At 68.2% G+C, this 14,699-nt stretch carries 14 protein-coding genes and 2 pseudogenes; 13 read left to right on the plus strand and 3 right to left on the minus strand.

What is annotated here, in order from left to right:
* The first annotated feature begins 564 nt into the window (after window positions 1–564).
* The 7 genes and pseudogenes from BG418_RS31975 to BG418_RS32000 all read left to right on the plus strand — a co-directional run bounded on the left by BG418_RS31975 (window position 565) and on the right by BG418_RS32000 (window position 8,214).
* Window positions 565–1,419 (plus strand): TnsA-like heteromeric transposase endonuclease subunit, encoded by an 855-nt coding sequence (locus BG418_RS31975; protein WP_188277537.1) that lies wholly within the window; start codon window positions 565–567, stop codon window positions 1,417–1,419.
* Window positions 1,413–3,629, plus strand: a complete 2,217-nt coding sequence (locus BG418_RS31980) for a transposase (RefSeq protein ID WP_223185738.1) — start codon at window positions 1,413–1,415, stop codon at window positions 3,627–3,629. Before BG418_RS31975 ends, BG418_RS31980 begins: the two co-directional genes overlap by 7 nt.
* A 304-nt stretch (window positions 3,630–3,933) precedes the next feature.
* Window positions 3,934–4,275 (plus strand): annotated as a pseudogene (locus tag BG418_RS40255) (AAA family ATPase); the annotation flags it as partial.
* A 632-nt stretch (window positions 4,276–4,907) separates the two neighbouring features.
* A complete protein-coding gene (locus BG418_RS31990; protein WP_223185767.1) occupies window positions 4,908–6,170 on the plus strand; it encodes a TniQ family protein in 1,263 nt (420 codons plus the stop codon).
* Between the two features lie 1,001 nt (window positions 6,171–7,171).
* Window positions 7,172–7,297, plus strand: a complete 126-nt coding sequence (locus BG418_RS40655; protein WP_262928628.1) for a hypothetical protein — start codon at window positions 7,172–7,174, stop codon at window positions 7,295–7,297.
* A gap of 15 nt (window positions 7,298–7,312) precedes the next feature.
* The gene (locus tag BG418_RS31995) at window positions 7,313–7,627 is read left to right on the plus strand and encodes a transposase (protein ID WP_188277540.1); all 315 of its coding nucleotides are present in this window, start codon (window positions 7,313–7,315) and stop codon (window positions 7,625–7,627) included.
* A complete protein-coding gene (locus tag BG418_RS32000) occupies window positions 7,624–8,214 on the plus strand; it encodes a transposase (RefSeq protein ID WP_188277541.1) in 591 nt (196 codons plus the stop codon). The genes BG418_RS31995 and BG418_RS32000 overlap by 4 nt, the downstream gene beginning before the upstream one ends.
* Window positions 8,215–8,274: 60 nt before the next feature.
* Here the strand turns inward: BG418_RS32000 and BG418_RS32005 are convergent, their stop codons facing one another.
* Together BG418_RS32005 and BG418_RS32010 are read right to left on the minus strand one after the other, a co-directional pair.
* Window positions 8,275–9,066: a GAF and ANTAR domain-containing protein gene (locus tag BG418_RS32005; RefSeq protein WP_188277542.1), complete on the minus strand. Its 792-nt coding sequence runs from the start codon at window positions 9,064–9,066 to the stop codon at window positions 8,275–8,277.
* Window positions 9,067–9,095: 29 nt separating this feature from the next.
* Entirely contained in the window at window positions 9,096–9,638 is a 543-nt protein-coding gene (locus tag BG418_RS32010; protein WP_188277543.1) for an ANTAR domain-containing protein, read from the minus strand.
* Between the two features lie 325 nt (window positions 9,639–9,963).
* Here BG418_RS32010 and BG418_RS32015 point away from each other — a divergent pair, with 325 nt between their 5' ends.
* A complete protein-coding gene (locus tag BG418_RS32015; RefSeq protein WP_188277544.1) occupies window positions 9,964–10,104 on the plus strand; it encodes a hypothetical protein in 141 nt (46 codons plus the stop codon).
* 364 nt (window positions 10,105–10,468) lie between these two features.
* Entirely contained in the window at window positions 10,469–10,996 is a 528-nt protein-coding gene (locus tag BG418_RS32020) for a hypothetical protein (protein WP_188277545.1), read from the plus strand.
* A 171-nt stretch (window positions 10,997–11,167) separates the two neighbouring features.
* On the opposite strand, the gene BG418_RS32025 is transcribed toward BG418_RS32020, so the two are convergent.
* Window positions 11,168–11,830 carry a hypothetical protein gene (locus BG418_RS32025; protein ID WP_188277546.1) on the minus strand — a complete coding sequence of 221 codons (663 nt, stop codon included), beginning with the start codon at window positions 11,828–11,830 and terminating at the stop codon, window positions 11,168–11,170.
* Between the two features lie 32 nt (window positions 11,831–11,862).
* On the opposite strand from BG418_RS32025, the gene BG418_RS32030 reads away from it, so the two are divergent.
* From BG418_RS32030 to BG418_RS40265, 4 genes and pseudogenes are all read left to right on the plus strand, one after another.
* The gene (locus BG418_RS32030; protein ID WP_188277547.1) at window positions 11,863–12,702 is read left to right on the plus strand and encodes a replication-relaxation family protein; all 840 of its coding nucleotides are present in this window, start codon (window positions 11,863–11,865) and stop codon (window positions 12,700–12,702) included.
* 352 nt (window positions 12,703–13,054) lie between these two features.
* Window positions 13,055–13,855 (plus strand): protein kinase domain-containing protein, encoded by an 801-nt coding sequence (locus tag BG418_RS41290; RefSeq protein ID WP_223185770.1) that lies wholly within the window; start codon window positions 13,055–13,057, stop codon window positions 13,853–13,855.
* Window positions 13,755–14,075, plus strand: a complete 321-nt coding sequence (locus BG418_RS32040) for a hypothetical protein (protein WP_188277582.1) — start codon at window positions 13,755–13,757, stop codon at window positions 14,073–14,075. Before BG418_RS41290 ends, BG418_RS32040 begins: the two co-directional genes overlap by 101 nt.
* A gap of 364 nt (window positions 14,076–14,439) precedes the next feature.
* A pseudogene (locus BG418_RS40265) lies at window positions 14,440–14,658 on the plus strand (DUF6192 family protein); the annotation flags it as partial.
* Between the last annotated feature and the right edge of the window lie 41 nt (window positions 14,659–14,699).

Raw genomic sequence — 14,699 nt, forward strand, 5'->3', positions numbered from 1 at the left:
ACTTCCCAATCGGCGGCCGAGTCGTCGTGGGGAGCCGGGCGGCCAAGCCTCCAGAGCCACCAACGGCACAGGCATGAAAGCCACACCCAGCTCCCCTGGGTGCCACAACCCTACGAATGGCTGGGACGACCCACGCAGGAAGGTAGAGCAGGCATGAGCGGCGGCGAGGTGTCCGGAGTCGGCCTGGTCCGGGTCGCGCTGCGGGCCGCGATGGAGGCGGCCCGGAAGAACGGCGATGGCCAGAGGGCGAAGAAGCCGCCTTGTTTGCACAGTTCCGTAGAAGTCAGCGACTGAAGCGACCCACTCTTCAAGCCGTCGACGGCCGGGCACGCATGACCCTGACCGACGTGGGCCCGATCCATTTGGATGTGCGCGCGGCCGGGCGGGAAAGGAGCGCAGCTGCTGACACGACTGGTGTCGCCTACTTGTGACCTTGCACCGTAGATGGCCAAAGATTCCAGGTTAGTTGGCCAGGCCTTGCTGGGTGAGGGTTTCGGCTGTGTACCGCCCGAAGGCGGTGCTCGGTCGTTGCCGTGAGCGTACGTGCCCATCTGTCCTGGAGATATGAGTGGAAGCGGAGCCGTGCGTACGGGAGTGGAGACCAGGATCTGGTCGGCGTCGTGCGCGGTGGACGATTTGTTCGTGCCGCTCGTCCTGGGGGCGGAGAACGGCGGCAACCTGGACCTGGTGGAGGGGTGGGGCCGTCGCTGGTCGGTGACGTGGTGCGTCGAGGGGTCCGAGCTGTCGTGTCCGGTCAGCGCGATCGCAGATGTTCCTGTTCGTCGTGCTGAGCCGGTACGGCATTTCAGCTGGCATCCCCGTCAGCGTCATCGGCCGGGGTTGGAGGCCATGGTCACGACGAGGCGGTTGCACGGGTTCGAGAGCTTGGAAGAGCGGAAGTTCTTGCGGGCGGTGGACTTCGCCGGTTCGGTACGCGGCGTGCTGTCCCAGCCGTTCCGGCTCCGGTTCAAGACGGTGGCGGGCAAGGTCCGGTCGCACATCCCGGACTATCTGGTGGTGATGCCGGACGGCCGGTGGCTGGTGGACGTCCGCCCGGCTCGCCGGGCGGACAAGGCGGAGGATCGGGAGTGTTTCGCCGCCGCGCGTGAGCTGGCCGCGGCGGCGGGATGGCAGTACAGCGTGGTGTCCGGGTGGAGGCCGCAGGTGGTGTCTGCCCTGGAGGCGATGCGGGCCGAGGCCCGGCCGATGAGCCACCTCCTGGACCTTCAAGCGCGGATGATGGGGCTGCTGGAGAGCGGCGGCATGCCGTTCGGAGAGCTGGTCGAGGCGACCAGGTTGCCGGTGGTGGCCCGAGCGCATGTGCTGCACCTGCTCTGGCACCGCAGGGTTGGTGTCGACTTGGCCTCGCCGTTGCTGGACGGGGCGATCGTGGCGTTGCCGCAGGGGCGGCCGTGGTGACGGGCGGGCCGCTGGAGTTGACGGTTGGCACCGAAGTGGAACTGAGCGACGGCCGCTGGACGGTTGAGGGGGTGCGGGCAGGCAGCGGCGAGGCCGTTCTGCGACGGATGGAGGGCGGCGAGGTCCGGAGTTGGCCGCTGGCCCGGCTCGTGGCCGAGGCCCGGACCGGAGTCGGCGAAGCGTCTGGGGACGGTCAGGCCGCGTCGTTGCTGGACCTGGGCGAGGGACAACTTGAGCAGCTGCGGCTGCGGGTGGCTCACGCGATGGAGGCGGACTGCGGGTTCCGCAGTGGGGACGCGCGGTGGCCGGAGCCGGGTGAGCCCAGGCCGCCCTACGACCCGGCAGTGACGACGAAGGATCAGCGATTCCGTCGCAAGGAGGCCGAGTTGGCCCGGCTGCATCCGCGGGAGGCGAGGCGGCTGGGTCTGGAGCGGATGAGTGAGCGGACCTTGCGGCGGACGGCCGCCGCTTGGCGGGAAGGGGGCTTGGAAGGGTGTGTTGACGGTCGCTGGCTGCGGCCCTCGCCGGGGCGGCCGTCGGTGACCGAGCAGATCGCTGAGGCGATCGAGGCAGTTCACCAGGAGTGCCTGCACCGGTCCAAGGTGACGATGCGGACGCGGGAGAAGCTGATCCACCAGTACGTCCGCGAGGAGTTCGGCGAGGACGTGAAGATCCCGCACTACACGACTCTTTGGCGGGTCTGGCGGGAGTGGTTTGGGCCGGGCGGCACCCGGCCGCGCTACCAGCGGTCGGCGGCCGCGATGGATCCGGGCGGGTCGTCGCTGGTGATCACACGGCCGGGGCAGGTGGTGGCGCTGGACACGACACCGCTGCCGGTGCTGCTTCGCAGCCACGGTTTCGGGGACGCGGTGAGTGCCCACCTGACGCTCGCGATGGATGTGTTCTCCAGGTCGTTGGTTGCCTTCCGGCTGACGCTCGGGGCGGACACGTCGGTGGACGTGGGTCTGCTGCTACGGGACGTGATGATGCCGTTGCCGATGCGGCCGGGCTGGGGCAAGGACATGGCCTGGCCTTATCCGGGAGTGCCGGGATCGGTGGTGGCGGAGTTCGCCGGCTACGAGGTGGCAGGGCTGCCGTTCTTCGCTCCGGGCACGGTGACCACCGATCACGGGTCCGTTTACAAGTCTCACCATCTGGTCGAGGTGGAACGGAAGTTGGGCTGCTGCATCCTGCCGGCCCGGACCATGCGTGCCACCGACAAGGCCGCCTGCGAGCGGGCCTTCCGCTCGGCACAGACCCTGCTGTTCGAAGCGCTGCCCGGGTTCAGGGGTGTCGACGTGGCCGACCGGGGCGCTGACCCGGAGGGCGACGCGGTGTTCACGGTGTCCGCGATGGAGCACCTGATCGCCACCTGGATCGTGAAGGTGTGGCAGAACAGGCAGTTGGGCGAGCATGCCCCGCCCTGGGCGCCGGAGGAACGACACAGCCCGAACACGCTGTTCGCGGCCTCGTTCGCTCAGGGTGGGTTCGGTCTGCGGGTGCCGTCCGCGGATTCGTACTACGGGGTGCTGCCGGCCAGTTACGTGAAGATCCACCGCAAGCGCGGAGTGAAGATCAAGAACCTTTGGTACGACGGGCCGGAGCTGGACGACTACCGCGGCAAGCGGTCCAACCGGGGAGGGAAATACGCGGGTCTGTGGCGGATCCGCCGCGATCCGCGGGACCGGCGCGAGGTGTTCTTCGAACACCCGGTCACGCGGCAGTGGCATCCGCTTCGCTGGAGTGGGCTGCCGCCCGAGGGCGAGGTTCCGGCATTCTCCGACGCCAAGGTCGACGAGTTGACAGCGGAAGCAGTCGCGCGGGGCCTGGCCCCGAAGGACGACCGGGACTTGCTGCCGGTCCTGCTGGAACTGCTCGAAGAGCACGTCCCGGTCGAGCGGTGGCCGGGACGCCGGGCCAAGAATAATGCGGGCAAGCGGCGCCGGGCCGCGCTGGCCCGGGAGGAGCAACGCGGACAGGCCGCGGCCTTGGACCGGCACCGTCCCCGGCAGCTGTCCGAGCCCGCGGCCGAGGTCGTGCCGCTGAAGCGGGACCAGGTCCGCTCGGCCGTCGATTCCGAGCGGATGAGGCGCCGCCAGATGGCAGTTCCCTCGACTCCGCAGCTGCCGGGTCTACTTGGCAGCGAGTACAGCGAGCGTGATCCGTTCCTGCTGCCGACTGAGGAAGACGCTGAGGAGTCCGATGACTGACCTGGATTCGTCGGGGATCGTGCCGTTTCTGCGGGAGGGGCCACCGCCGGACCGGACCACGTTCGAGGGCTGGCAGCAGTGGCTCCGCACCCGGGGCACCTTCGTGCCGGCCCCGCGGATGGCCTGGGAGGAGTACGCGGCGAAGAGCCCGCGCAAGCAGGCTCTTTACGATCTGCATCGCACGGCCACCCACGTGAACCTGGTGCTGCAGCGGACCCCGATGAGCGACAACGTGGCCGCGCTGATGAACACGCGGCTTCGCAACAACGCGTTGAACTTCGAGCCCGGCACCCGTGACGGGCTGATGCTCAGCGGCGGCGGCTTCCAGGGCAAGACCGCCACCGCCTGCGATGTCGCCGCCGAGTTCGAACGGGTATGGCGGACACTTCATCAGGAACTTCTTCCCGCCCCGCTGCCGGGAACCCGTGACGTCGTCGCGCCGGTCGTCTACTGCAAGACACCGGTGCGAGCGACCCCGAAGGGACTGTGCCAGGCGGTCCTGGACTTCTTCGGTGAACCGCACCCCCGAACCCTTCACCTGCTGATCCGCAGCGTCCGCGACGCGTTGCAGGCCCACCGCTCGACGGCGCTGATCCTGGACGACATCACGCGGTTGCGCATGCACCGGGAGAACGACCAGGACACCCTGGACCTGGTCCGCGACCTGATGGACATGAACGTCACGCTCGTCCTGATCGGCGTGAACATTCCCGGATCCGGCCTGCTCAGGGAGGGGCGGCACGATCCGCGCAGTGGTCAAGTCATCTTCCCCGCCAAGGCCCGCAGGAGTCACAACGACGAGGCGGCTACCCAGACCGAACGGCGCTTCGACCTGATCAGTCTGGACCCGTTCGACTACAGCACCAGCCAGGGCATCGAAGCCTGGATGGCCCACCTGGCCGGCACCCAGGCCCAACTCCGGTTGCTGCGGGCGCCGGAGGACATGCTGACCGGCGGAAACATGCCCGAGTACCTGTTCCGCCGCACCAACGGCATCGTCGGTCTGCTCAGGCGTCTGATCGCGGATGGATGCGCATACGCGATGAGCACCGGAGCGGAGCGGCTGACACCCGAGACCTTGTCCCAGGTCAACCTCCGGCTCGGCAACTTCCCCGGCCTTGACTTCGAGGCAGGTGAGATGCCGGATATCCCGGCCGATCCCCTCCTCGAGAACCCCCCCGAAGCCTCCCCGGAAGAAGCCGCGCAACACGGTCTTCGACGACCATGGCGGTCAGGCCGCCGTGGGAGGGTGAGATGGCCCCGACAGCCTTGCGTCCCATGCTTCGCAGCCTGGACCCCCTTCCCGACGAGGCCCTGTCCGGCTACCTCCTCCGCCTGTCCCACCGGCTCCGCATCACCCCTGCCACCCTGGTCAAGCGCACGGGCCTGGGCATCGACACGACAGCCGACTCCAAGGTCTACCGGATCTCGATGCACTACCTTTTCGCCCTTGAGCCCGAATGCGAGGAACCGTTCGCCCGCGCCACCCGGCTGAGCCCGGCCGAAGTCCAGGGCCTCCTGCTGGCCCCGCTCGGCCGCCGCTACGGCCCGTTGAACCCGCGATTCTTGAAGTCCGCCGAGCCGTCACGAGTGATCCGCAACAACTCGTGGGTGCTGAGTGAGAAGGTCCGGTACTGCCCGCAGTGCCTGGCTGGGGACGGCAGCGAGATCGAGGCACTGCACGGTGGGGCCTGGCGGAGGCTCTGGCGGCTTCCTGTCACCTTTGCCTGCGTCCGTCACCGGCAGCTGCTTCGCGATCGCTGCCCTGACTGCGGCGGACTCGTCCACGCCGGCGACGCGAAGAGCATGCTCGCGCGGCTGAACGACGACGCCCTCCACCCCACGCAGTGCCGGTCCACCCCCTCATCCACAGCCAAGGACCGCAGCGTTCGCCCTGCCTGCGGCGCGGACCTCACCGCCGCTGAGGGAGGAGAACTCCGGTCGCTGTCGCCGCAGACCCGCCGGACCATCTACACCACCCAGGAGCGATTGACGTCCCTCCTGGCCGACGACGGCCCCGAACAGATCGGCAGCGTCGGCTGGGCCGTTCCCGTGGCGCAGTACTTCATGGACCTGAAGGCTGTCACCTCGCTGATCTTCATGACCTGGCCCGAAGCCCGGCCACACGCGGCCACCCCGACACTCGCCCAAGCACTGGACGCCGAAGCCCAGCGGCGTCATGAGGACTTCGCACAACAACGAGCGGCCGGGAAAAGGGGCCCTGCGGCACGGGCCTATGTCGTCCCGTCGGCCGACCCGCTGGCCGCCGCTGCCGTGTTCGAGATGGCCGACCGTTTCCTCCGATCCTCGGACGAAAACGCCGCATCAGCCCTGCTCGGACCGCTGGCAGAAGAGGCGAGATACGCCCATCAGCCGGTCAGCTACACCATCCGTCGGGCCCAGGGCACATCGATCCCCCTCCAGATCGTCCTCCTCACTCACCGACGAAATGCCCGATCGGGAGAGAACGTCACCACCCTCATCGAACGCAATGAGGGCCTGGCCCGTTGGCCAACCAGTCAGAACAGACTGGCCAAGTGACATGAAAATTCTGGCCATCAACCCTGCAAGGTGGCCATCTACGGAGCACAGGCACACACACTGACACTCTCGTGCCGTCCGACAGTTCTGGTCGCGGCTCTAGTCGCGCTCCGGGTCGCAGTTCTGGTCGCCTCGGGGGCTGCCGTTCGAGGGCTGCGGCATGTGGCCTGAGCAGGGAGACAAGGGGTCCGCGCGACACCGGTTTCGGCGCCGACTACTTCACTGGGGACTCCTTTGACGGTCCCGGTCTTCCTTGGGCAGCGAGTGGTCCGTGCAAATGCTGCGCGGCTCGGCGTGCTCCTGGCCGTCGGACTGTAGTTGCCCCGTATCTGCTGGGTGTGATGATCGTTAAAGGAGCTATGGGCGTACGTACTCTTACCCGGGCCGTCGTCGTCATCCTTGCGCTGGCGGGAGCGAGCCAGACATCTGCCGCCTGGGCAGATGGTCCTGTGCCCGACCATGGAACGGCGGTGCTGGGGCAGTGTCAGTCGGTTGATCGGGAAGGCACCCCTGGGCTGCTTGGCAGCCTCGGGCTTGGCTCCGAGAATCCCTTGTCTTCCGTGACCTGCTATCCCGCCGCGATTGCCTCTCATTGACATCCGTAACCGTGCAGTTCGATGGCCAGCCACCCGTCAGGGCAGCTGGCCATCAAGGCACGTAGCGGCAGAAGTCAGCTGGCCTTCGCTGACTCCTCAGAAGCCGTCCCGCTTCTCCTTGATCGATGACGCGCTGTGTTGGTGATGCTGAGGACGATGCGCGATGAACGACCGCCGTGGGCGCTATCTGACTGCGCCTCCCAAGGGGGCGGAAGTGGGCGGGATTTCGTGGCGAGTTGATTGATCATGGGCATAATTGGCATTGTTGCGGTCGTTTCTGGTGATCTGTTGGGGTTGGCTCGGACGTACTCGAAAGCCGAGGGATTCTAGGTCTCGGAGGACCGGGCGGTCTGGGTCGCGTACGAACGGGCCATTTTCTCCGCGCAGTTGCACCGGAACGCCAACGTGATCGAGCAGGTCCTCGCCCCGCACGCCCGCCGCCAACCGGCGGACGAGTGGGTGCGCCTGGCTCTGGACCAGCTTGGAGGAGCCAAGGCCACCTTCGAGGTCCTCACCCGCATGGAACGCTAGGAACAGGGTGCTGACGTGCGTGAACGCCGCTACCCCTCGGACACCACAGAGGCAGAATGGGCTCTGATCGCCTTGCTGCTGCCGCCACCGGCAGCGAGCCTGCCGACCGGCGGGCGCCCCGAGGTCTACGACCGTCGCAACATCGTCGACGGCATCCGGTACGTCAACCGGACAGGCTGCCAGTGGCGTGCGGTCCCCGCCGACTTCCCGCCCTGGCGGACCGTGTTCCGCTGGTTCAGCAAGTGGCAGGCCACCGGGGTCACCGCCCGGATCTGCGCTGAACTGCACCGGCAGGTGCGGCTGCAGGAGGGCAGAACCCGCGGTCGGTGACCGTGGTCGTCGACTCCCAGACCGTCAAGGCCGGCGCCGCCGTCTCCAGGGCGACGACTGGCTATGACGCGGGGAAGAAGACGACGGGCCGCAAGAGGCACCTCGCGGTGGACACGCGCGGGCTGCCGGTGATGATGATGGTCACCCCGGCCAGCGTCCATGACGCGCACGCCGCCCGCGACTTGCTCTTCCGTCTACGCCTCACCCATCCCGAGATCACCCTCGTCTGGGCCGACTCCGCCTACGGCGGCGAACTCGTCACCTGGGCGAAAGACCGCCTGCACCTCACCCTGAAAACCGTCAACCAGCCCAGGACAAAGGGCTTTGTCCTGATGCCGAAGAGGTGGGTGGTGGAGCGGCGCATTTCGTGGCTGATGGGATCTCGGCGCAACTGCCGCGACTACGAAAAATTGCCGTCGCACGCCGAAGCGCATCTGGCGTGGACCGTGATGGCCCTGATGACCCGCAGACTGACCAAACCCGTGGCCGACTGGCGTGAACCCCGGCCCCCGCCGCCCCCGCAGCCCGGGCCGCTGCGGATCAGGCTGCATCCCTGGACTGTCCGCCTCGCCCCCACGCCACCGTGAGGGTTGTCCCGCCAGTCCCATCCTCGGCCTTCAGCTCTTGGAGGGCAGCGGGCCGGTTTCCTACCGTCCTGGTTGGCGCTGCTTGCGGAAGGTGTGGTCGGGGGCTGGCAGTGCCGGTGAGGATGTGGGTGTGGGTGTGGGTGTGGATGCGGGGAGTCCGCCGGTGGCCAGGACGTGCTGGGCGACGGTGGTGAGCAGGGTGCTGTGCCGGCGGGCGTGACGGCGCATGGCGTCGAAGGCGTTGTTGGGGGAGATGGCGCGTTGGGCGGCCAGGTAGCCCTTGGCCTGTTCGATGACGATGCGGCTCTGCAGGGCGGTATGGAGCTGCGCGTTGACGGTGCCGACGTGCTGGACAGTGCGGGCGTGGAGCAGACCGATGGTGGCGGCGTCGGCGAATGCCTGCGCCAGGACCAGATCCGCCGCCCGCAGAGGGCTACCGTCGGCGGACAGCAGCAGCAGACTGCCGATCGTCTCCTCGCGCAGCCGCATCGGGACCGCGAAGGCGGAGGCGTAGTCGATGTCGGACGCCTGGCTCGCGAAGTGGGACCAGGCACCGGGTGCATCGGCCAGAGCGGCGCACATCACGGGAGCGGCAGTGCGGTAGGCGTCCAGGGCGGGACCCTCGTGCAACGCCAGATCCACCATCCGCGACAGGGCGGGGTGCGGGTCGCACGGTGCCGGGCTGTGCAGGTACTGCGGATCGGGATAGGCCAGCAACACCACCGCATCGGCCGCGAAGAGGTCGTGGCAGCGCACGGTCAGCTGCTGCAGAAAGTCGATCACATCAAAGTCGTTGACCAGGGTGTCGGCGAGTTCCACGAACGTCTGGGCAATCTTCTCTTCCCTCGTCATGTCCTCATCTCCTGCAACGGGATCAGGTTTCATGCGGGCAGCTCCCGCAGGATGCCGCGCGCGGTCTCGCTCAGACTGTGCCCCGAGGAGAACGCCTGCGCCCGCAGCCGCACCAACGCCTCCTCCATACCCACCCCGAGCCGGCAGCTCAGCGCCCCCGTCGCCTGGTGCACCTCGGCCCGGTACAGCTCGATCACGCCCGGCCCGTCCGTACCCATCGACAGACCCGGCTGCCAGGCCAGCAGCCACCCGGCCAACGCGTCGGCCACCCGCAGCCCGTCCACCGCCTGCTGCGGTGTCAGCCTCCCCGGCTCCGACCGGTACCCCGTCAACGTCCCCAGCGTGGCCGCCCCGGAGCGTACCGGCCACACGAACAACGCCCGAACTCCCAAGTCCCTGGCCTCGGCGGCGAACTGCGGCCACCGCCCGACCGCAGCCAGGTCCGCGGCCTGAAACGGCACCTCACCGAAGTCAGCCGCCACTCCCGGGCCCTGCCCCAGAGTGAACTGCACATCCTCCAGCCGGGCACTCAGATCATCGCTGAACCACACCAACTCCGACCCGAACCGCATCGAAACCGCGATCCCCCCAAGCCCCAGAACCCGAGCACAACGCCCCGCCCACACACGATGCTGCTCCCCGCCGACAGCCTCTCCCAGAGCCTCCAGCACTGCCTGCACACCCATCCACCCCACCACCCTGTGCGCCTTTTGACACCACCGGACCACTCACCAGAGCGCCCGTGCCGTACTGGGTACGCTACTGCCCACCCCATCACCACGGCGCGGACTCCAGGTAAAACCCGACTACGAGACGGTGCGTCACCAACCACGGAGAAGCGGGACGGCTTCTGATGCGCACGAGCTGCGCACCGGCGCGTTGGAGTGTCTGTACGCGTTGCGGAAGGTCCCTCAGCCGGGGCAGTTCCCGCTGGTCCTGGTCGGCCCGGAAGAGCAGCTGCACAGGGCGCTTGGGCGCGGCGCGCTGGCGGGTCTGAAGTCGTTCGTCTTCGTGTGGAACCGTCTGCTGGCGACGTGAGTGCGTCTTCTTCCGGATGTCGAGAATCAGTGATTCTGCTCAGCGGGGGAGGCTGTGGCCTGCGGGTTGTTCAACTGTACTGGGCGGTGTTGAGGCTTGGTCGCTCGGCGAAGGTGAGCAGTGGGCGGCGGACTTGGGGGAGTGCGCGCCTGTTGACCTGGGTTTTGTCGTTGCCACGGGCGAGTGCCGGGTTGGGTGAGCGGGTGTGCACCTTCAGTGGTCTTGGCAGCAATGGAGCCGAAGCCGCCGCCGTCTGCGCCGTGCGGCCTTGTGGCCAACGCGCTGACGGACGGCCACCCCGGGCCCTAGCATGGGGTGTACGGGGTCGGCAGCGGCTCGTGTGGTATGCAAGGAGGGACTAGAAATGTCCGAGACCTCCCAGGATGCCGCGCTGGAGCACCGGCCGGACTTCCCGCCCAAGACCCCATCGCCGCCGAAGAAGCCTCCGTCCCCGTTCCCGCCCGAACCCGGCACCGCACCCGCGCCGGTACTGGGCGCGCGGGCGCGGGTGCGCCTGGCGAACCGCCGATGCGTGAACTGGCCGATGGAGTCCGCTCCGTGGACCGCTACCACCGCCCAGCGCCGCGTCGTCGAGCAGTTGCAGGCCTGGGGATATCGCCCTGATGAGGCTGCGGTACGGCGAGTGGTGGCTGCTCTGATCGCACCAGCGGTGGCGGATGAGGGCCGGCGCATCAGCGTGCACCTGGCCGACGAGCACGACCGTGCCTGCATCCTCGTCCTCAGCCACCAGCACCTGGGCGACGCACCCACTCAGCTGTCCCTGGCCGTAGTGGCCGACTGCGCCTTGGTTTCTGCGTGCGGAAGTGACCAAGCCCTGGACGGGACCCGCCTGTGGGCGGTCATCGACGTCACCGCTCCTGCCCGCCGCTAATCGGCGGAGGGCGGTGTCGTACGTCGGGATACGCCTGTGCAGCACCACGGGCTCGCCGACAATGCGCCATGTGCGGGTGACGCCGGACGTTACCCACTGCGTGCGAAGCCGTCCATGGCTGCGCGGGCGCAGTCCTCGTCGGTGCCAAGGCGTTCCTCCGGAGTGGTTGGGTCAGCCGGGCAGTCCGCCGCTGGTGATGGTGCCTTCGGGGTGCTGCTGTGGCGGGAGTTCCGCGAAGGCTGCGATTTCGGCTTTGAGTGTCCGCCATGCCGCTCGTTGCCGTTGTTGTGTGTCGCTCCGGTCGATGATGCTTCTGAGGCTGGCGATCTGCTGGTCGATCCGGTGGGCGCGGAATGGGTCGGATGGCCGGAGCTGGTCGAGGCGGCGGGCTGTTGCGCTGATCCGTTTTGGGGTGGGCATTGTTGCCCAGGACGAGACCGGATGCGTGGCGGTGTCCGTGTTGAGGAGTGTCTCGCGTGTGCCCATGTGGATCACCGTGCCCCAGTGCTCGGCAGTGATGGGCTCTTTGGTGAGGTACCAGGCTGCCGGGTCGCCGCCGGCTTGCTCCACCGCGGTTCGGTTGTCGCACAGCTCGCGCCACACGGGCCAGTAGAGGATGGACGGGATGGGAGCGACGGATATGCGGACGACGGTTCGCTGCGGGTCCTGCAGGCCGCTGTGGTGCCCGGGGCCGTCGGTGAGCCACACGTGCTTGGAGGATCCGTCCAGGTGATGTGCTGCCTGGGACGTGGTGTCGATGGAGCCGGACGTGCGGATCTCCTCCCAGAACTCGGCGCTCGTGTAGTGGAAGAGGGTGCTCAGCATGGTCATCACGACCCCAGTGTGAACCGGCGCTCCGCGCGGCGGTGGCGGGAGGCCGTGGCGCCGCCCGCTCTCGCACAAAGCGACTCGGCGCAACCCCGTGGGGTGCGGGCCGTGCGGGTGTGCCGCACGCGTTGGCCGTGAACGAGACGGTGATCGCGTTGATCCGCCCCAAGCCTGATCCGGCCCGGGTCGTGGGTGAGCCGCCGGAGGCGGTCGCCGCCGCCCAGGCCGCCGTGGACGCACCGGACGGGATCGGCACCATCGGCTCCTACGCCACCGAAGTCCCTCTCGCCGCCACAGGCACCTGGTCTACGGCGGGCCGGGGCGGGGCGCAGGCCGACCTCGTGCTGAGTGCGCCGGAGGTCGGGATCCCGCTGCTCTTCGTCGAGGTCGACAACTGCTTCGAGGACGCGGCCCGCATCGCCGCCAAGTTCGACAAGTACCTGCGCTTCTACCAGCGGACGGTGAAGGACACCGACGGCCACCCGCGCCCGATGTGGCGCACCCGCTGGCCCACACCCGACCCCCGCTACGGTGACACCCCGCACCCGCCGGTCCTACTCGTCTTTCACCAGATGGGCCCGCGCCCTGCTGCAGGGCAGATCAAGGAGGTCGCCGAACTGACCTGTTCCCGCTGGCAGGGCACCTGGCACCGGGAGGACGGCTGTCACATCTACGACGGGCAGATTCCGATCGTGGCGACCATGCTGGACCTGCTGCGCGAACACGGCCCGGTTGGCCCGGCCTTCTGGCGCTTCGGCCGTGACCACCGCCAACACCTCGCGGACGCGATCGGCAACCCGCGCCGCCGAGAAGGTCCGCCAGGAGGCCTACCGGGCCGAGCAGTAGCGCCTGGCCGAGCAGAAGGCCGCCGAACATGAAGCCGCCCGCCCCGCTTGCGCTGCTTGCGGGGCGAAGTTCACCGATCATCGGTGGAAGGCTACCGAGGCGTACCCGAAGCAAGTGGGCAAGTGGTACCCGACGCTGTGCGACGAATCCGAGGACCACACCGTCAAGGCCGCGCGCCAGGCGGAGGTCGACCGCGAGCGTCAGGAACACGAGGCGGAGCAGGACCACGCCCTGGAGCCGGGCATGTTCCGCGGCCTGTTCCGCCGACGGGCTGCCCCGGGCGACTCGTCAACATTGCCAGCTCGAGTAGACGCGGATCGGGTGGCGGACTGCTCCGGCATGATAATTCGGACAGTGCGGTCGAGGATGGCGAGGCGCGTGCTCATGAGACTTGAACTGAACCGTGAATGGGTCGTTGGCGAACCGATCGGTGAGCCGGGCGGATTCGGCGCCGTCTACGCGGCGCACGATGCCGATGGTCTGCCCGCCGCAGTAAAGCTGGTCCCGAAGCGCCCTGGCGCTGAGCGGGAGCTGTTGTTCACTGAACTCGATGGTGTCCGCAACGTTGTTCCCACCCTCGACAACGGCGAGCACGAGGACCAATGGGTACTCGTCATGCCACGTGCGCAGAAGTCTCTGCGGGCGCACCTGCAGCAGCAGGGAGCTCTCCCTCTGGCCGAGGCCGTGCGCGTCCTGACAGACATCGCGGAAACCTTGACCGACCTCGATGGAAGGGTCGTCCACCGCGACCTCAAGCCGGAGAACGAGAGCCTGTCTTCGAACCCGTCTGTGCCACACCGATCCCCGCCGGCCGCTGCCGCGCCCGTCCTTTGGGCGGACGACTGGGGTTCAAGAACGGGCTCTCAGGTTCAAGAGGTGGCGGGGGTCGGCGTGGCGTGGCGGGCCGTTTTGACGGCGGAGACCAACAGGATCAACACGAGCGCCGGGATGAGGACCACGTCTGGGATCACTCCCAGAAGGAGTCCGCCGAGGAGGGCACCGGTGATCGAGCCAGCTGCCAGGACCAAAGTGAAGCTTCGACCGACGGCCGGCCGAAGTCGACTGGGCGGCATGGAGCGAGGCGTTGACGAGCCTGAGCCTGGTTGCCGAGGACGAGGCCATCACGGCAGCCAACGACCTGGCCAAGGCCATCGCCATGGTCGGGCAACACGCCCACCACGGTGACCAGAACCCTGAGCGCTGGCGGCAGGCACAGATCCGGCTGGCCGAAGCCCAGCTGGCGTTCGTCAACGCCGCCCGGCAAGCCTGGACCGAAAGTAACCGCCAGTCCGCACACGACTGGGCGGGCCCTACATCGCCGACACCGGAGACACGCCCACCTCGTGACCGTCAACACCCTGACAAAGGGCGAACGTTGCCTGATACGGCTCTAGGGCGTGTCTGACGGGTCTGTTACGGCCGTCGGTCGTTGCTGGCTTGCAGTTGGATCTGGTGCGCTCCCGGGAGCTTCAGGGCGCCCCTTAGGTGACCCGTGCACGAGCTGCGGGCGGGGAATGTGCCAGTCAACTCATTCGATGTGCCGACAGCGCACGCCCCTCGGAGGAAGCTCATGAACCGTGCTCGCCGATTGGTCGCCGCCACAGCGACAAGCGTCCTGCTAACCCTGGGAGCTATCCTGCTGGCCGCTCCGGCTCAGGCCGCCGAACCCCAACCCGCTGGCCTCCAGGACACCCTCACCCAGCTCGGAGCGGTCCTCGATCAGGTCCTCGACGGCTTGTCTGGCGCTTCATGAGCGAAGCCAGAGTCGGATCGCTGCGGCGAAGCGGGCGGCGGGCTGGGCGACCGCGACGCCCGTGACGGTGGCGGAGAAGCTGGAGGTCATCCGTGATCTCGCGCAGGACGAGGCGGTGGCGGTCCAAGCGGCGTGCGACCTGCTGCACCGGCCGGAGGTGGCGTTCAAGGCGATGCGCGACCGGGAGGCTCGCGCGCGGGTGAACGAGGCCCAGTTCGACCAGACCGAACTCGTCGCCCCCGTGGTGTGTGCCGGCAATTCCGCGGAAGGCGCTGT

The organism is Streptomyces sp. CBMA152 (genome assembly GCF_014596475.1).
Taxonomy (GTDB): domain Bacteria; phylum Actinomycetota; class Actinomycetes; order Streptomycetales; family Streptomycetaceae; genus Streptomyces.